The sequence below is a fragment of the Gelidibacter gilvus genome, from assembly GCF_004115975.1.
Taxonomy (GTDB): Bacteria; Bacteroidota; Bacteroidia; order Flavobacteriales; family Flavobacteriaceae; genus Gelidibacter; species Gelidibacter gilvus.
In genome coordinates this window covers 324327-342170 of record NZ_SDDZ01000004.1, presented here as the reverse complement: position 1 = coordinate 342170, position 17844 = coordinate 324327, and the positions used below count along the sequence as shown (strand labels likewise).

At 37.1% G+C, this 17844-nt stretch carries 18 protein-coding genes and 1 tRNA gene; 10 read left to right on the top strand and 9 right to left on the bottom strand.

Going from position 1 to position 17844, the window contains the following annotated elements:
* The first annotated feature begins 55 nt into the window (after positions 1–55).
* Together ESZ48_RS09865 and ESZ48_RS09860 are read left to right on the top strand one after the other, a co-directional pair.
* On the top strand, positions 56–1405 hold the full coding sequence (locus ESZ48_RS09865; protein ID WP_129017245.1) for a DEAD/DEAH box helicase: 1350 nt from the start codon (positions 56–58) through the stop codon (positions 1403–1405).
* 15 nt (positions 1406–1420) lie between these two features.
* On the top strand, positions 1421–2200 hold the full coding sequence (locus ESZ48_RS09860) for a S1/P1 nuclease (protein WP_129017244.1): 780 nt from the start codon (positions 1421–1423) through the stop codon (positions 2198–2200).
* 263 nt (positions 2201–2463) lie between these two features.
* Here the strand turns inward: ESZ48_RS09860 and ESZ48_RS09855 are convergent, their stop codons facing one another.
* The 5 genes from ESZ48_RS09855 to ESZ48_RS09835 all read right to left on the bottom strand — a co-directional run bounded on the left by ESZ48_RS09855 (position 2464) and on the right by ESZ48_RS09835 (position 6165).
* Positions 2464–2997, bottom strand: a complete 534-nt coding sequence (locus ESZ48_RS09855) for a protein-disulfide reductase DsbD domain-containing protein (RefSeq protein WP_129017243.1) — start codon at positions 2995–2997, stop codon at positions 2464–2466.
* 180 nt (positions 2998–3177) lie between these two features.
* Positions 3178–3253: transfer RNA gene (locus ESZ48_RS09850), tRNA-His, on the bottom strand.
* Positions 3254–3328: 75 nt separating this feature from the next.
* On the bottom strand, positions 3329–4045 hold the full coding sequence (gene bshB1 / locus ESZ48_RS09845; protein WP_129017242.1) for a bacillithiol biosynthesis deacetylase BshB1: 717 nt from the start codon (positions 4043–4045) through the stop codon (positions 3329–3331).
* A gap of 4 nt (positions 4046–4049) precedes the next feature.
* Complete coding sequence (gene rlmF, locus ESZ48_RS09840) at positions 4050–4943, bottom strand: 23S rRNA (adenine(1618)-N(6))-methyltransferase RlmF (RefSeq protein ID WP_129017241.1); 894 nt, start codon at positions 4941–4943, stop codon at positions 4050–4052.
* Between the two features lie 43 nt (positions 4944–4986).
* Positions 4987–6165 carry a trans-sulfuration enzyme family protein gene (locus tag ESZ48_RS09835; RefSeq protein WP_129017240.1) on the bottom strand — a complete coding sequence of 393 codons (1179 nt, stop codon included), beginning with the start codon at positions 6163–6165 and terminating at the stop codon, positions 4987–4989.
* A 271-nt stretch (positions 6166–6436) separates the two neighbouring features.
* On the opposite strand from ESZ48_RS09835, the gene ESZ48_RS09830 reads away from it, so the two are divergent.
* Positions 6437–7111, top strand: coding sequence for an HAD family hydrolase (locus ESZ48_RS09830; protein WP_129017239.1), 675 nt, complete (start codon positions 6437–6439; stop codon positions 7109–7111).
* A gap of 115 nt (positions 7112–7226) precedes the next feature.
* Here ESZ48_RS09830 and mscL read toward each other — a convergent pair whose 3' ends face one another.
* The 4 genes from mscL to ESZ48_RS09810 form a co-directional block, all read right to left on the bottom strand.
* Positions 7227–7670: a large conductance mechanosensitive channel protein MscL gene (gene mscL / locus ESZ48_RS09825; protein WP_129017238.1), complete on the bottom strand. Its 444-nt coding sequence runs from the start codon at positions 7668–7670 to the stop codon at positions 7227–7229.
* A gap of 89 nt (positions 7671–7759) precedes the next feature.
* A complete protein-coding gene (ccsA, locus tag ESZ48_RS09820) occupies positions 7760–10960 on the bottom strand; it encodes a cytochrome c biogenesis protein CcsA (RefSeq protein ID WP_129017237.1) in 3201 nt (1066 codons plus the stop codon).
* Between the two features lie 445 nt (positions 10961–11405).
* Positions 11406–11807 (bottom strand): group III truncated hemoglobin, encoded by a 402-nt coding sequence (locus ESZ48_RS09815; protein ID WP_129017236.1) that lies wholly within the window; start codon positions 11805–11807, stop codon positions 11406–11408.
* Between the two features lie 6 nt (positions 11808–11813).
* Positions 11814–12104 carry a hypothetical protein gene (locus tag ESZ48_RS09810; protein ID WP_129017235.1) on the bottom strand — a complete coding sequence of 97 codons (291 nt, stop codon included), beginning with the start codon at positions 12102–12104 and terminating at the stop codon, positions 11814–11816.
* A 73-nt stretch (positions 12105–12177) separates the two neighbouring features.
* Between ESZ48_RS09810 and ESZ48_RS09805 the strand changes: the two genes are divergently transcribed.
* The 7 genes from ESZ48_RS09805 to ESZ48_RS09775 all read left to right on the top strand — a co-directional run bounded on the left by ESZ48_RS09805 (position 12178) and on the right by ESZ48_RS09775 (position 17758).
* Positions 12178–12765, top strand: a complete 588-nt coding sequence (locus tag ESZ48_RS09805) for a Crp/Fnr family transcriptional regulator (RefSeq protein ID WP_129017234.1) — start codon at positions 12178–12180, stop codon at positions 12763–12765.
* A gap of 152 nt (positions 12766–12917) precedes the next feature.
* Positions 12918–13709: a Rossmann-like and DUF2520 domain-containing protein gene (locus ESZ48_RS09800; RefSeq protein ID WP_129017233.1), complete on the top strand. Its 792-nt coding sequence runs from the start codon at positions 12918–12920 to the stop codon at positions 13707–13709.
* A gap of 5 nt (positions 13710–13714) precedes the next feature.
* Positions 13715–14245: a KdsC family phosphatase gene (locus ESZ48_RS09795; RefSeq protein ID WP_129017232.1), complete on the top strand. Its 531-nt coding sequence runs from the start codon at positions 13715–13717 to the stop codon at positions 14243–14245.
* 246 nt (positions 14246–14491) lie between these two features.
* On the top strand, positions 14492–15415 hold the full coding sequence (locus ESZ48_RS09790; RefSeq protein WP_129017231.1) for a geranylgeranylglycerol-phosphate geranylgeranyltransferase: 924 nt from the start codon (positions 14492–14494) through the stop codon (positions 15413–15415).
* Positions 15416–15608: 193 nt separating this feature from the next.
* Positions 15609–16202 (top strand): Maf-like protein, encoded by a 594-nt coding sequence (locus tag ESZ48_RS09785; protein ID WP_129017230.1) that lies wholly within the window; start codon positions 15609–15611, stop codon positions 16200–16202.
* Between the two features lie 29 nt (positions 16203–16231).
* On the top strand, positions 16232–17164 hold the full coding sequence (locus tag ESZ48_RS09780; RefSeq protein ID WP_129017229.1) for a septum formation inhibitor Maf: 933 nt from the start codon (positions 16232–16234) through the stop codon (positions 17162–17164).
* 51 nt (positions 17165–17215) lie between these two features.
* The gene (locus ESZ48_RS09775) at positions 17216–17758 is read left to right on the top strand and encodes a mechanosensitive ion channel domain-containing protein (RefSeq protein ID WP_129017228.1); all 543 of its coding nucleotides are present in this window, start codon (positions 17216–17218) and stop codon (positions 17756–17758) included.
* Positions 17759–17844 lie beyond the last annotated feature (86 nt).

Here is a 17844-nt window from a genome sequence, read left to right as displayed (position 1 = left end):
AACCCTGCAGACCACCAACTAATACCTCACTCAACATTAATAAATATCATACACCTTGAGCTTTAAAAACCTTAATTTAAACACCCCGTTATATAACGCCTTAGACGATTTAGGTTTTACCTCGCCTACCCCTATTCAGGAACAAGCATTTAATGTGGTGGCTTCTGGAAAAGATGTGGTGGGTATTGCACAAACGGGTACGGGCAAGACTTACGCCTATATGTTGCCCATTCTCAAAAACTTGCCGTTTTCCAAGCAGGACAATCCGCGAGTGATGGTTTTAGTGCCTACTCGTGAATTAGTAGTTCAAGTAGTTGAGGAGATAGAAAAGCTCACCAAATACATGAATGTGAGAGTCCTCGGGATTTATGGTGGCGTCAACATCAACACCCAAAGACAGGCTGTAGCCGAAGGTTTGGACATTGTTGTGGCTACTCCTGGTCGTTTATTTGATTTAGCAGTGAGCCATGTTTTGCCACTAAAATCCATTCAGAAAATGGTAATTGATGAAGTGGATGTCATGCTCGATTTGGGCTTTAGATATCAACTTTTAAATATTTTCGATATTCTTCCTGAACGTCGTCAAAACATTATGTTTTCGGCAACGATGACTGATGATGTGGACGCATTGATTACCGACTTTTTTACCGAACCAGAAAAAATCACCATTGCGGTTTCAGGAACACCATTGGAAAATATCAGTCAGACGCGTTATAATGTGCCCAACTTTTATTCTAAAGTAAATGTCTTGGAGCATGTATTAGGCGATAAAGAAACTTTCAATAAAGTCTTGATTTTTGTTGCCTATAAAAAAATGGCAGACTTACTGTTTGATAAGATCGAAGCGCTTTTTCCTAATGAAAGTTGCGTGATCCATTCCAACAAAACACAAAATTACCGATTGCGGAGTATCGAACAATTCCGAGAAGGTGAAAACCGTATCTTGATTGCAACCGATGTCATGGCACGCGGACTCGATATTGACCACATCAGTCACGTCATCAATTTTGACACCCCACACTTTCCCGAAAACTATATGCATCGGATAGGGAGGACAGGTCGTGCGGAACGTGAAGGACAAGCCATCTTATTTTCAACCGAAGCTGAACAAGAGTGGGTCACCGCTATTGAGGAATTGATGCAAATGGAAATTCCGTTAAAAGAAATTCCTGATGCTGTATCGCTGTCTACAGAATTGATTGAAGAAGAGCGCATACAGAACAAAGAGCACCACAACCCGATAAAACGACGTGACGATGATCTTGCTGGCCCCGCCTTTCATGAGAAAAAAGAGAAAAACAAAAAAATCAATCAGGGAGGCTCTTACAAAAGAGAGATCGCCAAAAAATATAAAAAACCTAAATCAAGAGGTGATAAAAATTTCAATAAAAGAAATAAGAAATAATAGTTATATAGTGTTATGAGATCGATATCCGTATGTATTCTTACCGTTGTACTACTTTTCAACGCCAATAGTTTCGCCACAAAAAGATGGGGTGCTACAGGACATCGTGCTGTTGGAGCTATTGCAGATCAGCATACCAGTAATAAAACAAAGCGTCATCTCAAAAAAATATTAAATCATCAATCGCTGGCATTGGTCTCTACTTTTGGAGATGAGATCAAAGCAGATCCACGTTTTAAGGAATTTGGAACTTGGCATTATGTCAACATGTCCTTTGACGACACTTATGAATCGTCCAAAAAAAATCCAAAAGGCGATTTGGTGACTGGCATTGCACATTGCAAGAACGTCATTAAGGATCCCAATGCTTCTGATGCTGACAAAACCTTTTATTTAAAAATGTTGATTCATTTGGTGGGCGATTTACACCAACCTTTACATATTGGTCGTGAAGAAGACCGAGGTGGCAACGATATTAAAGTAAAATGGCAAAATAAAGACACCAATCTCCATCGCGTATGGGATAGTCAAATGATTGAATCCTATAATATGAGTTATAGTGAATTGGCAAAAAACGCTGAATTTTTATCAAAAAGACAAGTTAAGTTTCTTCAAGAAGGTTCTGTTATGGATTGGGTAAATGATACGCAAAACTTGGCAAAAACCGTTTATGGTTCAGTTGAGGAAGGTGAAAATTTAGGTTATGCTTATTCTTATAACCATCTGGACGTTGCAAGAACCCAACTGCAAATTGCAGGGATTAGATTAGCGAAGGTTTTGAATGATCTATTCTGAGAAACTTTAAAGTATAGCAATATAAAGCACTTCTTAACTGAGGTGCTTTTTTTTTGATATTTAATGAACGGACTAACTTAATAATTAGTTTCTGATCGAAAAGGTCTTAGTTGGTGTTCTTAACATTTTGCGTAATTACATTTCGAGGTTACTAATTTAAAAAACAAAGTCAACCTCAGGATTAACACGTTAAAAACTATTAATTGTAAATATTTATCTGATTGTACAAGACAGTTAGTTGATAGAATTAAGATGAATGCATTCTAAATTTGGAATTCGATATCACTGTATCCTGTCAAACACTGCGAATCATTGCAAGACATAAATTCTATCTCTGCCATAATTTTTGAATTCTTTTTTTTCATTTTGACCAACTGCTTAAAAACCGCTTTATTTTTGAACGATTTGATTTCCATGTCGAATGTGGGATCATGAGTTGTTCGTCCCTCTTCCTCAGATGTAGTTCCAACTAAGTCGTAATCATCATTCTCTTCAAAAATAAAAACTGTCGGAAGTGGACCATTTTCTGGAACTTTTTGAGAATATAAATGATAATCATCTTCAATGTTGGCTACTATTATTAATTCATAATCTGTCTCCGAAATTTGGTTTGTTTTGGTTGTCCATTTTACCGGTTCAACAATTTTGAGAGAAGTATTGGTTTTTACCTTTTCTTTATTTGAATTTGAACTTAAGATTTCAGATTTGACATTTTCCTCGTTCGATTCTGGATTTTTACTTTCGTTTTTACAACTGATGAAAATAACAATTAAGATTATTAATGATAATTTATTCATAGTCTGATGATTCTGAGTTTTTATGATTTTGCGATTAAATTACTGATATTTTAATACTATAGATAATATTTCTGTATCAACCTTTAATTGATTCTCCTATTGTTTGTGTCTCCACGAACACTATTCATAAACAATGGCGCACAAAAAAAGCCCTCAAATTTCTTTGAAGGCTTAAATTCTGGGTGGAAGACCGGGCTCGAACCGGCGACCCTCGGTACCACAAACCGATGCTCTAACCAACTGAGCTACAACCACCATGTAGCCGCATCCTTAAATGCGACTGCAAATGTAATTTATTTACTAATGTTTACAAAGCCTTTTGGTAAAAAAATTACACTAAATCGAATAAACTTTTTACTGCGGCATAACGCTCCACTGTAAAACCTTCAGCGTGCTCTGTTCCTATCAATCGACCTAAATCCCTGGCTCTGTAGTCAATACTATCTGTAAAGTTTTTGCTACTGATTGGCGTTTGGGGCGCTTTACTTTCAGGATCAAAGAATTGCGTTTTATAAGCTGCAACTGCTTCCATTTTTTTATCCATAAATCCTGACACATCAACCACAATATCTGGCTCAATAGTATTCCATTGAATATAATGGTAAACAAATTTTGGTCGCCATTGCTGTTGTGCTTTTCCGTCCCATTCCGTTTCAATTTTGGTCAAGCCACTCAAAAAACAAGCATCACTCGCTAATTGACTTCCCTTTCCATGGTCAATATGCCGATCGCTGATAGCATTACACAAGACTATTTCAGGTTGGTATTTCCGGATCATTCGGATAAGTTCCAATTGATGTGCTTTATCATTTATGAAAAAACCATCCGCGAAACCCATATTTTCTCGTACCACAACCCCTAAGATTCGCGCACCATCTTCGGCTTCTGACTTTCTGGTTTCCGCAGTACCACGAGTTCCCAATTCACCACGTGTAAGGTCAATTATACCAACCTTTTTGCCGTTATGAACTTCTTTTGCAATGGTGGCACCACAGCCCAATTCAATGTCGTCCGGATGTGCGCCAATAGCCAATATATCTAATTTCATCTGTTTAATTTTTTATCCAATCGTTCTGTTCCGCTTTGGTCAAAAATGACCAAGCCACTACTCTACTAACTTTATTGCCTTGGATCATATCCAAAACCTGAAACTCTGTCGCGCCCAATTTTTTCAAAGAAGCTTCCATTGATCGCACATGACTCACATTTGATACCAAACTTGTAAACCAAAAACATTGTTTTGGGTATTGAGAACTCTCATACAAGTAATTGTGTAAAAAAGCTTTCTCTCCACCGGCATAACACAACTCTTTTGGCGTTCCACTAAAGTTTCTAACCACCTTATCGTTTTCCTTGCCCAACCCTTTTAATTTGGTTTTTGTGGCTTCGAGAGCATCTGCCTGACTTTTAAAAAATGGCGGATTGCACACAGAAGCTGTAAATTTATCTGATGGTTTTAGGATTCCTTTTAAAATATGCTGATAATCCTTTTGATGGCGCAATTCAATGGAATTCCCAAGATTGTTTTTGTCAATAATCTTTTGGGCAATCTGAAGGGATTTTTCATCAATATCAGTTCCTACAAAACTCCAGTTATAAATAGCATTCCCGAGTAAAGGGTATATACAGCTCGCACCTACACCAACGTCCAATACTTTGATATCAGTTTCTAACTGGCTTCGTCTTAATAAATCAGCCAAATGGTGCATATAATCTGCACGACTTGGTATTGGCGGACACAAATTTTCGTCAGGAAACTCCCAGAATTTCACATTGTAATGGGTAAACAATAATGCGGTATTCAAAGCCTTTACAGCATCAGGATTTGAGAAATCAATGGTTTGGGTTTGATAATCATTAACAAAGACATAAGGCTTTAAAGCGTCATGGTTTTTTATAAGCAGATCAAAATCATATTTTTTATTATGAAGTGAATTTTTATGCAATTTATTAGGTTTTTAAGGTTTAAATTAATTCAGATTGCCAGTTCTACTCATTCTGAACCTGAAGTTTTGAATTTTTTACGGCTTCAATGGCCTGCTCAATATCAGCAATCAAATCTTTTCTTGATTCTATTCCAACTGAAAATCTTATCAAATTATCGCTCACTCCAATTTTATCACGTTCTTCCTGTGTCATTAAAGCATGTGAAGTTTTATGAGGTGACAACATTGTGCTTTCCACACCTGCCAAACTCATGGACGATTTGATCAACTTCAATTCCTTTTGAAATGCCATGGCATCCAAGCCATCAACCAATTCAAAAGAAAGCATCCCTCCAAAACCTTTCATTTGCGATTTAGCCAAAGCATATTGCGGATGGGTTTTAAGACCCGGATAAAAAACTTGTTTGACATCGTCATGGTCAGATAGAAATTGTGCCATTTTTTTTGCATTCTTATTTTGAGCCTTGACACGTAAGGCCAAGGTTTTCATACTGCGTTCCAATAGCCATACGGTCATATCACTCAAACTACCACCTAAGTTCTTGGCAACATTAAAAATTGTATGCATATGTGCACTATTACAAGCAACCGCACCTGCCAAAATATCAGAATGTCCTCCCAGATATTTTGTAGCGGAATGGATGATAATATCGATTCCAAAATCGATTGGCGTTTGATTTACCGGACTTGCAAAAGTGTTATCTATAGTCGTGATGATGTTTTTTGATTTCGCCAAATCGGCTACACCCTTAATATCTGTAATGGTCAACAACGGATTGGAGGGCGTTTCAATATGAATAAGTTTTGTGTTCGGACGGATGGCTGCTTCAAAATCAGAAACCTCGTACCCATCCGTAAACGTAAATTCGATGCCGTATTTTGGAAACTCTTCCCGGATAAAATTACTAGTTCCGCCATACAAGGTATTTTGAACCACAATATGATCGCCTTGCTTTAAAAACGCCAAAAACACTGTGCTTACAGCAGCCATACCACTTCCAAAAATCATACCTGCTTCAGCGTGCTCCAATGCAGCTATTTTTTTAGATAAGTATTCCTGGTTTGGTGTGTTGAAATACCGTGGATAACGTTTCACATCGACGTCATCAAACTGATAGGACGTAGAGAGATAAATTGGCGAAACGGCGCCTTTAAACTGTTCGTCCTTGATTTCGCCAACGTGCGTGCAAATGGTATTTAATCCGTATTTTGATTTTGACATGAGTTCTAAAATTTAATAAGGTTTAAAATTACGAATAATTGGTTATACATCGACGGATTATGGGAGTGCATTTTTTAAGTTTAAATCTCGTTTTCGAAGTCTCTCCGATGAAGTACACCGCAAGTTTTTGTTCCAAAAAGTACTCACAGACAACACATAAGCACATCAAAAATTGCTTAACTTAAAAAATATCCAAACTTAAAAACTGTATTTTAGGCATTCTAAGTCATTTCACTTATATTCGTGACGCTATTAATAAATTACTCTCCAAATGCTTAAAGCCGTATTATTTGATATGGACGGTGTTATTGTAAACACTGAACCTTTACATCAAAAATCTTATTCCCTTATGTTCGATGACGTCAATATTGACGTTCCAAATGATCTTTATTCGACTTTTACAGGACAATCCACTCGGGCAATTTGTGAAATGCTGATCAATCATTTTAAATTACCATTGGGCGTCGAAACTTTAGTAGATATTAAACGACATCACTTCAAATATTTGTTTGAAAACGATAATGAATTAGACCTTTTACCTGGCGTTCTAGATGTTATTAAAGATTATTATACTAACGGATTAACCTTGGTTCTAGCGTCCTCTGCATCAATGGAAAACATCAATAATATTTTTGAGCGTTTCCATTTGAACGATTATTTCGTAGCCAAATTAAGTGGTGCCGATTTAAAAGCATCCAAACCACATCCTGAAATCTTCGAGAATGCTGCAGTAGCTGCTGGTTTTGAACGTGACGAATGTATGGTGATAGAAGATTCAACAAACGGTATCAAAGCCGCCAAAGATGCCGGTATATTTTGTGTTGGATATGACGATTTGGATTCTAATCAAGATTTTTCACTTGCCGATTTGGTAGTAAGCGATTTTAAAGACATTGGCTATGAAACCATTTCCGCGCATTTCAATTCTGTTCTTGCAGAAAAATAATGAGGTTTAACTGGGTTAAATTGCGCTGAGTTTTAGTTTAGCAACGCTTCAAAAGAAAAGTCGCATTTTTCAAATAACTCAGTATTATTCTATCGACTAATAATTTTTCTGAAGGTTATTTATCCTTTTTCAAAAGTTCATTCTGCTCTTGCATCAACTCTGTGAGCTGCGAAAGCAATTCAATGTCCTTTGGTGTTTTTATGGTTTTATCTTTGACATCATGAGCTTTATTTTTCAGACTGTTCATGAATTTAACGACCAAAAAGACGGTAAATCCTATGATCAAAAAATCCATAAAAGCTTCAAAAAGGGCTCCATAACCGATGGCTACTTCATCAGAAATCAACTCACCAGCGGGATCCATTAATTTTTCTCTTAAAACGAAACGCTTGTCCTGAAACTTTAAACCATCAGTCATCAAAGATAAAGGTGGCATTAATACTTTTTTCACCAGGACATCAATAACCTTATTAAATGAAGCGCCAATAATGATTCCGATGGCCATATCCATCATATTTCCTTTTACGGCAAATTCTTTAAATTGTTTTAAAAATCCCATCTCTTTTAAAGTTTTTGTTTTTAATATAAAGTACAACAGCCACAAACAAAATGTTTATGGCTGGTATAATATCTGAACTGTGTTAATTCTTATTTCTTATAATAAACGACATATTTTCGGTAAGCAAAAAACGCTAATATAGCTACAACACCTACGGTTATGGCAATAAACTTCAAACTGACAATTTGATCGCCACTAGCATACGCGTGAAGTCCTGAAAGATAGAAGTTCACTCCAAAATAGGTCATCATAATACTTGCAAAAGCAATAATCGAAGCCAAGTTAAATCCAAAACGTCCGCGAAGACCTGGAACCAATCTCATGTGGATGACAAAGGCATAGACCATAATACTAATTAAAGCCCAGGTTTCTTTTGGATCCCAACCCCAATAACGTCCCCAACTTTCATTGGCCCACATCCCACCTAAAAAGTTTCCGATGGTCAATAGCACCAAACCTGTGGTCAGCGCCATTTCGTTGATGATGGTGAGTTCCTTGATGTTGAGCAACATCTTATGTTTGTTCTTTTCGTTGGTAAAAATCATCAAGATTAGAGAAACTGCTCCCAAGATCATTCCAAGCGTAAATGGCCCATAACTCATAACAATTACTGCAACGTGAATCATCAACCAATAACTGTCCAAAACAGGTTCTAAGGTAGAAATAGCAGGATCCATCCAATTCCAATGGGCAACCATCAAAATAATGGCGGTCACAAACGCTGTTGCTGCAATGGTCAAATCAGATTTTCGCCCGAAAGCCAATCCGAAGAACATGGTGGCCCACGCCACATAAATCATCGATTCGTAAGCATCACTCCACGGCGCATGCCCTGAAAGGTACCAACGCACACCTAATCCGATGGTGTGGACTATAAATAATCCTAAAAGTAAGAATCCGAATCCTTTAACGCTGATATTGACAAATTTATTCTTCCCGTTGAAAATCTGGATAATTAAGAGGATGAACATGAGCGTTCCCGCATACATGTACCAACTGAACAGGTTTTTAAAAATATCATATTTGTTATAGGCGATTTCGGTTTTTATCTTATCATCAGATAACATGACTTCACTTCCATATTTCTCCTGGGTTTTTTTAATTCCATTCAACACAGCATCAGCTCTTGAAAAATCACCATCCTGTTTCGCATTGTTGAGTGTCAACAAATAGGCACTAAAACCATTGTTTATGAAATTTGCTAAAAGCGAATCGCTTATTTTCTCACGATACCCTTCATCTCTAAATTCCTTTGAAGAAATCCATTTGTTATTGTCGTCCTCTGGAACAGGAAAGATTTTCATGGCGCGTCCCTCTAATGCATTATGCATTAAATTAACACGTTGATCTGCTTCTTTAAATTCCTTTTGAGATCCGTTAGGTATTGCCGCTCTGTAGGCACTTTCAAGATAAGGTTTTAGTTTGTAGGTACCGTTTTCTGTAAAAAAATCGATAAACGCTACGTATTTTTGATCCATTGGAACCCCAATGATCTTTCTGATGGTATCTGCCTTTTTTGCAGCCAGATAAATAACTGGCACATTATACCACAATAACGGACTTTCCTGAATAGACAACATAACTTGATTGGCATCAAACCCTTCATAAGTATCATGTTTGCTCAGTTTACGCAATACTTCAGAGGCGTATGTATCCATCGGCATCATTCGTCCACTATAATCCTGAACGACGATATGTCCAAATTTATCTGCATGTTCTTTAGGCGTGATATTTGCCTTAAGAACCGAATCAATCTGTGCTTTTGTAGGTCTGCCGCTATCATGATCATGCCCATCATTTGGAGAGTGTGCTTGAGAAAAACCTAGAGTGGAGCACCCTATCATTAAAATCGTGACGAGTTTTCGTTTTTGTTTTTTAACTTTTTCTAGCATACGATTCAAATCGGCAAAACGTGTGTTCTTGTCAAACCAGATGGCCATAAGCCCGATATACAATAAGAAATAGCCAATATAAGTGACCCAAGTTCCCCAAAAATCATGGTTAACGGAGAGAATGGTTCCTTTTTCATCAGGATCAAAACTCGCTTGGAAAAAGCGATAGCCTCTATGATCTAAAATATTATTCATATAGATATGGTAATCATAATCGCCTTGTTCTTTATCCAGAACAGTGACCTTACTTTCATAAGACGAATAACTTTTCTCAGTTCCTGGGTATTTCTGGGCGATAAATTCGTTAAGTTTTACTTCAAATGGCAGCTCCATCAATTTGGAACCATACTTAAGTGCAATTTCCAGATTGCCAAATTTCACCTGTTCAAAAGGATTGTTTTTATACGGACCACCCAATAAGTTCACGCGCTTTGTTTCGCCATCAACAGTTACTTTCAACACCACGCCATCTTCATCTCCAGCTAACATTTCGGATTTTTTCACCACATCAAAAACGCCTTTTACAACGGGTTTCGGAAATACCATGGACATATTTCCAATAAGGTATCGTGAACGCAATACCAAGGGCTGCACACTATCTTTTACAACCGTACCGGTATCTCGAGTAGCCATGGTCATATACGTTCCTTCATAAGGCGACTCGATGGTCAAGCCGTCAGGCGTTGAGGTAATATTGATGGCACCAGGCGTTGGTTTGTCTAACGCTATTAAAACATTATGCAGATTTTGAACCTCTCCAACTTTTAAGAAATGATTGTGGGGCTGTCCATCTCCTCCGGCCTCTACCAATTTAAGATAAGACTCTTCAGATTCGTCAGGAATGATATCAGTTTCTGCGCCTTTGATATATTTTTCAAGTTCTAAGGTGATTGGAACTTCATTATAGTCAGTTTCTACATTGAATTTATTGTTCAAACGGTAGGAGAAATCAACCTCACGTTCAATTATTTTACGTTGTGCGACGCCATTTACCATATAATCGCCGTCTATATAGGCAGTGACGTATGTTTTTTGGGATAAAAATTGTTTTTCAGAGGCGCCTTCACGGATATGCATCATCCCTTCAAATCCGATATATCTGGTGATGAAGGCTCCAAAAATTATCAAAACAAATGATAAATGCAGCATCAAAGTGGCCCATTTTTCTTTTCTCAACAATCGGTAACGAAACATATTACCAAAAAAGTTGATCATAAAAAAGCCCATAATGGCTTCAAACCACCAAGCATTGTAAATCAAATGTCGTGTATAAGGTGTAGGTGAAGTTTCTTGATTGGCATCCAAAAATGTTCCAATTGCCATAGCTAAGGCAAATACAACAAATAAAATGGCAGTTAAACGGGTGGAGAAAAGAATATTAGCGAGTCTTTTTTGCATGGTAGAAATACTAATTTTTGCGTGTTCATTTAAGCAGTGCAAATTTAGCCTTTTTAGTTGATGTTTGAAGGCATATTGAATGTTAAATTTCAGATATTTAAGATGCGCTAAAGTTTCGGAGAAACGATTTCAAAAAAGGCTTTGTAGACCTCTAAATAATAACTCCAAAAGACAATGCTTGCATTAAAGACAGGGATTACAGATGGTAGTTACCGACAGTATAAGCATGTAAGTCACGCACATTATAGCACCAAATGCGAGACTTTTATAAAAAACAAATAGTGATATAGCGGCAAATCAGAGGTGAGTATCCAGAACGTAAAACACTGTAGATGCACTTATTACAAATTAAAATTCGGGTGATTTTAAAATCTCAAATAGACAGCAGAGTTTTAAACTTTGAACCTAAATTTTGAACTCTGAACTCCAAACTTTGGACTCTACCCTAACCTTGACGCGCCTGAAAAATATTCAAATACATGAACGATCCCATTTTACGCGCACGGTTTTTGGCGTTTTCGGCATATTCACCTTCGAAAAGTTCATTAAGGGTTGCAAACCACAAGTTAATCCAAAGACCAAAATGCAGTTCTGTAATGGTATTGTCATTTTCCTTATCAACGTCTATATGGACTTGTAGAGGATTTCCATAATATCGGTTTTCCAGTTTCCGGGTCATGAACAAACTGGTTTCCCAAAATGTGGTCAAACGCTCAATATGAGCATCCCAATCGGTGATGACGCGATTAAAAAAAGGCCCTAAAACTTCATCTTTTCTAACTTTTTTATAAAATTCTGACACGAGTAGAAATACATCGTCCCTATTCTGAATATCTTTTTTTTCCATTATAAATTAAGCCAAACGTACCAGATTAATGATGAGGAACGTAGAATGCACTAAAATTGTTGCGATCAATAAATTGTAAATGACTTTTGGCTTCATCTGCGCATACAGAGATCCATTATAAGCCATTGCAAAGCTAACAACTAATATCAAATCCAAGAAATGAAAGGTATGCATACTGTTTTTAAGAATAAACATCGCTGCAATAGAACCCAAGCAACTTTGGAAAATGATGGTCAGCGGAACATATAAGGTCAAATGTTCTTTAAAATCTTCAAGTCCTTTGTTATAGAGTGTCATAATTCTTATTTTTAGTGTTCTTACAAAGTTCCTAAACGTTTATTCGTACTTTTATGATTCAAATCATAAGATCATGATTCCCGAAGATATTATTCACTCTTTTGGCGGTAGTTTAAAGAACTATTCTAAAGATCGAACCATTTTCAACGAAGGTGAACGGGCCGATTTCTATTTTCAGATCAAAAAAGGACATGTCAAAATGTTCAATATGACCGAAGAAGGAAAGGAATTTGTCCAAGGATTTTTTGAAAACGGCGATTCCTTTGGAGAGCCTCCATTATTTGGAGCTTTCAAATATCCTGCCACGGCATTGGCCCTTGACGACTCTGAAATCTATGTGCTTCCGAAAGCTTCATTTTTCACGCTTCTAAAAACACATCCCGAGATCCATTTAAAATTCACGAAATTGATTTGTAAACGCATGATCTATAAAGCCAAAATAGCTCGTGAAGTCTCCATTTATCCGCCAGAGCATCGCATTCTGACCCTATTGCACCATCTTAAAGGAAGTACGAAAAGTGACAGTAGCTTTGAAGTTCAATTAACACGACAACAAATTTCAGACTTAACCGGATTACGGGTAGAAACTGTAATCAGGGCCATTAAAAAACTAGAAAAATCAGAGGCTTTGTCCATTATTGACCGAAAGGTGTTTATTTAAATCAAGAACCTCGGGGTATTAAAACCCATTAGTGGGAATAAAACGCTCAATTATAACACTTAAGCTATTGATATGCCGACTCGATTCACGGGGAAATTCAAAAAACTCTGATTCTTAATTTTTAATTCTTAATTCTTCATTAATTTAGCAGCATGATTTCAGTGGTTATTCTTGGGGCAGGCAATGTCGCAACACATTTATTCAACGCTTTTGATAATGCAGATACTGTCACTGTGAACCAATGGTTTAACAGGAATATTGACAGTCTTCAATCTTACAAAAACAGAGTTGACATTACGGACGATTTAGCGCAATTAAAAGAAGCCGATCTTTATATCATTGCGGTAAGTGATGATGCTGTGGCCAATTTATCAACAAAATTGCCGTTTGAAAACCGATTGGTCGTCCACACTTCTGGCACTGTTAACATTCACGATCTCGACAAAAAAAATCGCCGTGGGGTGTTTTATCCTTTACAAACCTTTAGTAAAAGTGCGGCTTTAGATTTTGCAAACGTTCCCATCTGCATTGAGACCATAGATAAATCTGATCTTAAAATTTTAAAAACGCTTTCAAAAGCCATAGGCAGTAAAAGCCATAAAGTGAATACCAATCAGCGTAAATCATTACATTTAGCTGCGGTATTTGTCAATAATTTCACGAATCAACTCTATCGTGTGGCGCATGAAATTACCGAGGACCAAGGTGTGGAATTTGATATTCTAAAACCTTTAATTATGGAAACCGCAAAAAAAGTCCAAGAATTATCGCCTTATAATGCGCAAACAGGACCGGCAAAACGCAACGATAAAAAAACCATTGCAAAACATTTAGAATTGTTGAAAAACGAGCAGCATAAAGCTATTTATGAGCTCCTGACCGCAAGTATCCAAAAAACACATGGCGTTTCAACAGCCGCAACGGTCCGAGCGAAAAAAAAATAAAATAAATGGAAGAAAAAAGTTATAAAGAATACCTTGAACACATCACCACCTTTGTTTTTGATGTCGATGGTGTATTGACCGATGGCACTATTTTATTGACCACTACTGGCGACATGTTGCGAACCATGCATACCAAAGATGGATTTGCGATGAAAACCGCCTTAGAAGCTGGTTACCATCTGTGCATCATTTCTGGAGGCAGCAATGAAGGGGTCCGTCACCGTTTAAATGCACTAGGAATCACCGATATTTATTTAGGTTCCCACAATAAAATTGAGCAGTTGAACGAGTATATGGGCAAAAACAACATCAAACATGAACATGTGCTGTATATGGGCGACGATATTCCTGATTATCCTGTGATGAAACTCGTTGGAATGCCCACCTGTCCGCAAGATGCCGTACCAGAGATTAAGGCCATTTCAAAATACATTTCACATAAAAATGGCGGAAAAGGATGCGTAAGAGATGTGATTGAACAGGTTTTAAAAGTCCAAGGTAAATGGAATGGTAATTTTAACGCGAATTACGATTGATGAAGAGGAAGCGGGAAGCGGGAAGCATGAAGCGTGAAGCTTGGAAATTGAAGTTGGAAGACTTAGATCTGAACGGCAATAAATATGAGGGATTCGGGATTAGTAAAGCAACTCAGTCTCCAAACATATAACCTCAAAGTCTGCGAAAATCTGCGGGAAAAAACTAAAAAAAAATGAGGTGAAAAACTTGAAACTTGAAACTCTTGAACTCTGAACTCTGAACTCTGAACTAACTCAACCAAACAATTGAATATTCTAAATTTAATCCGCTGGAAAAATTTATTGATGATTGCTTTTGTGCAATTACTCATTAAATACGCCTTGTTTCAACCTTTTTTAGAAACCACAGAATTGACCATTATGCTCAATGGTTTCGGATTTGGACTTTTAGTAGTATCCACGCTGTGTATTGCGGCTGCAGGAAATATCATCAATGATATTTATGATGTTGAAACAGATATGGTCAATCGCCCATCCAAAGTCATCATTGGTAAAAAGATTTCTGAAAAAACTGCCTATACCCTATTCATTATTTTTAATGTGATTGGCGTTCTCATCGGATTCTACCTGTCACACTTGGTCGGCAGAAGTGGATTTTTTGCCATTTTCGTCATCATTTCGGCATTGCTTTATGTCTATGCATCTTATCTAAAACAAATGCTTTTAATAGGAAACATCGTCATTTCAGTATTGGTAGGCTTGAGTATTCTAATTGTAGGTGTCTTTGAATTGATGCCTTCAATTACAGAGCAAAATCAAGCTACTCAATTGACTTTCTTTAAAATCCTTTTTGACTATGCCTTATTTGCATTTCTGATTAATTTTGTTCGCGAAATCATCAAGGACCTTGAAGATGTTGATGGCGATTATAAATCGGGAATGAACACCTTGCCAATTGTCATTGGGCGTGATAGAGCTTCAAAAGTAGCGTTTGCCGTATCTCTTTTACCCCTATTTGGTTCGATATATTATGTATCTACCTATCTTTATAAATATGAATGGTTTATCGGCTATTTCTTGGTATTGATTATTGTGCCATTAATTTATATTGCTCTAAAAACATTCCACGCAAAATCAAAAAAACACTACCATCATATCAGCAATATGCTTAAATTAGTCATGTTTTTTGGGATACTCTCCTTACTGCTTTACCCTATTGTGTTGAAGTAAACTCTCGCGGCGGAATTACTCTCTCGCAGAGATGCGGAGGCGCAGAAGATGGAAGAAGTAAGTTCAAAGCTGGAAGTTCAAAGTATAACTGGTCAACACGATTTAGGCATTGAAAAACTGAAGACTGCCAACCGAAGACTGCCTGCCCGTCCGTAGCTTTTGCGAAGGCGGGAAAACTGAACACTATACAAAAATGCTCAACGAAAAACTAAAACATCATAACATCATCTTAGCCTCGGCGTCACCAAGGCGACAACAATTTTTTAAGGATCTGGGTTTGGAATTTGAAATCCGTTTAAAACCTGTCCATGAAGAATATCCACAGCGATTGACCCATTTTGAAATCAGTGATTATCTGGCCCAGCTAAAAGCATTACCCTTTAAAGAAGAGCTAAAGCCCAACGATATCCTTATCACCAGTGATACGATTGTTTGGCTCAAGAATAAAGCTTTAGGCAAACCAAAAGACGCCGCAGAAGCTTTTGAGATTATAAAATCATTGAGTAATGCCACGCATGAGGTCATTACCTCGGTTTGTTTCACCACGACCACCTTCGAAAAAACTGTAAATGCAGTTACAAAAGTGACTTTTAAACACTTTTCTGATGAAGAAATCAACTATTATATCAGTACTTGTAAACCCTTTGATAAAGCTGGTGCTTATGGCATCCAAGAATGGATTGGGCAAATTGGAGTCATTAAAATAGAAGGTTCCTATTTTAATGTGATGGGCCTGCCAACACATCTTGTTTATGAAACGTTAAATGACATGGTTAAAATCATTTAGCATTGTATTTTTAGTCAAAACGATTTCCTATGAAATTATCCCACTCATTCATTTTTGCTGCTGTTATTTTTCTGATGATGTCATCATGTAAAAAAGAGACCCAAGACAATCAAAAAACAAATGACGTTTCCTCAATTTCTACAGAAGAAACCCTGAAAAATTCCCAACCTTTATCAGAGGAATTTAAAGCCTATTGGTTTGCCAATGCCGCCGAAATTACGTCGTACACTTTAGAACAAGCGCGCTATGGCGAAATCAGAGAAGGCAGTGCTGTATTGGTTTTTGTTACCGAACCGTTTTTAAAGGACGAACAGGTTAAAGCTGATCTATCGTCGTCCACAAACATTCCCGTCCTAAAATTAAATGCCACAAAAAACTTTTATACTGGCATCTATCCGTATAGCATTATGCAAAGTGTTTTTTATCCCTTGGCCAACAATCAACATGCTTTAAAGATATCATGCTCAGTACAAGAATGGTGTGGTCATGTGTATACCCAGCTCAATAACCGCTCAGAGTTTGAAGTGACCTCACACTCCTATTTTGAAGGTGAAGCTGATGAAAATTTCAATCTGGGGAAAACCATTCTCGAAAGTGAATTATGGACACAATTGCGCATCAATCCAGAAAGTTTGCCAATTGGCGATTTGGAAATTATCCCGTCTTTTGAGTTTTTACGATTAAGACATGTTCCTTTTAAAGCCTATGCCGCTTCCGCAGAATTGTTATCCGGCACTTACAAGATCACCTATCCAGATTTGAACAGAAGTCTCAGCATTAATTTCAATCCACAATTTCCTTTTAACATAACCTCTTGGGAAGAATCTTTTATCAGCGGTTATGGTGATAACGCCAAAGCACTGACCACCAAAGCAACTCAATTAAAATCGATAAAGTCCGACTATTGGAACAAGACTACCAATGACGATTTCAAATTGAGAGAAAGCCTTGGTTTAAATTAGATTTAGACCTTTTCTACGTATCTTTGCCATTAATTTTACATTCAAAATTCTATGTTTTTTCAATCCTATCAGAAAGAATTTATTTACACGGGCATTGTCCTTCTTTTTTTACTGGTAACTAGGTATTTCATCAACGCGCTTATCGGTAAAATATCGAAAAAAAATGGTATTAATTTAGCGCGGACTCATTTAATGCAGCGTTATGTAAGTGTTGCCTTGTTCATGCTTGCTTTATTAATCATTCCTTTTATTTTTGGAACAAAAGCAAATGATTTGGTAGTGCTTTTTTCCTCCGTTTTTGCCGTTATTGGAATTGGCCTTTTTGCTATTTGGTCTATTTTAAGCAATATCACTTCAGGAATTATTATGTTCCTATCGTTTCCATACAAAGTAGGTGATAAAATAAAAATTCACGATCACGATTTTCCTTTGGAAGGAATCATTGAAGACATTAGAGCCTTTCAGTTACATTTGCGGATTGAAAATGGCGATTTAATCACCTACCCGAACAACTTGATGCTCCAAAAACCAGTCACCTTAATCAAAAAAGACGCCATTTATGACGTTCTTGATGATGGAACTGATCTAATTTAGGAGGCCTAATAGATTCAGTTTTCCCCAATTAAGTTTTAATTTACATCTTGACATGCGATCTCTATGAAATCAAATCGCCCTATATT

Bases quoted from the DNA above. Each gene is read 5' to 3' on its own strand.
- ESZ48_RS09860 (WP_129017244.1), top strand. From the start codon at position 1,421: ATGAGATCGATATCCGTATGTATTCTTACCGTTGTACTACTTTTCAAC.
- ESZ48_RS09855 (WP_129017243.1), bottom strand. From the start codon at position 2,997: ATGAATAAATTATCATTAATAATCTTAATTGTTATTTTCATCAGTTGT.
- bshB1 (WP_129017242.1), bottom strand. From the start codon at position 4,045: ATGAAATTAGATATATTGGCTATTGGCGCACATCCGGACGACATTGAA.
- ESZ48_RS09835 (WP_129017240.1), bottom strand. From the start codon at position 6,165: ATGTCAAAATCAAAATACGGATTAAATACCATTTGCACGCACGTTGGC.
- ESZ48_RS09830 (WP_129017239.1), top strand. From the start codon at position 6,437: ATGCTTAAAGCCGTATTATTTGATATGGACGGTGTTATTGTAAACACT.
- mscL (WP_129017238.1), bottom strand. From the start codon at position 7,670: ATGGGATTTTTAAAACAATTTAAAGAATTTGCCGTAAAAGGAAATATG.
- ccsA (WP_129017237.1), bottom strand. From the start codon at position 10,960: ATGCAAAAAAGACTCGCTAATATTCTTTTCTCCACCCGTTTAACTGCC.
- ESZ48_RS09815 (WP_129017236.1), bottom strand. From the start codon at position 11,807: ATGGAAAAAAAAGATATTCAGAATAGGGACGATGTATTTCTACTCGTG.
- ESZ48_RS09810 (WP_129017235.1), bottom strand. From the start codon at position 12,104: ATGACACTCTATAACAAAGGACTTGAAGATTTTAAAGAACATTTGACC.
- ESZ48_RS09805 (WP_129017234.1), top strand. From the start codon at position 12,178: ATGATTCCCGAAGATATTATTCACTCTTTTGGCGGTAGTTTAAAGAAC.
- ESZ48_RS09800 (WP_129017233.1), top strand. From the start codon at position 12,918: ATGATTTCAGTGGTTATTCTTGGGGCAGGCAATGTCGCAACACATTTA.
- ESZ48_RS09795 (WP_129017232.1), top strand. From the start codon at position 13,715: ATGGAAGAAAAAAGTTATAAAGAATACCTTGAACACATCACCACCTTT.
- ESZ48_RS09785 (WP_129017230.1), top strand. From the start codon at position 15,609: ATGCTCAACGAAAAACTAAAACATCATAACATCATCTTAGCCTCGGCG.
- ESZ48_RS09780 (WP_129017229.1), top strand. From the start codon at position 16,232: ATGAAATTATCCCACTCATTCATTTTTGCTGCTGTTATTTTTCTGATG.
- ESZ48_RS09775 (WP_129017228.1), top strand. From the start codon at position 17,216: ATGTTTTTTCAATCCTATCAGAAAGAATTTATTTACACGGGCATTGTC.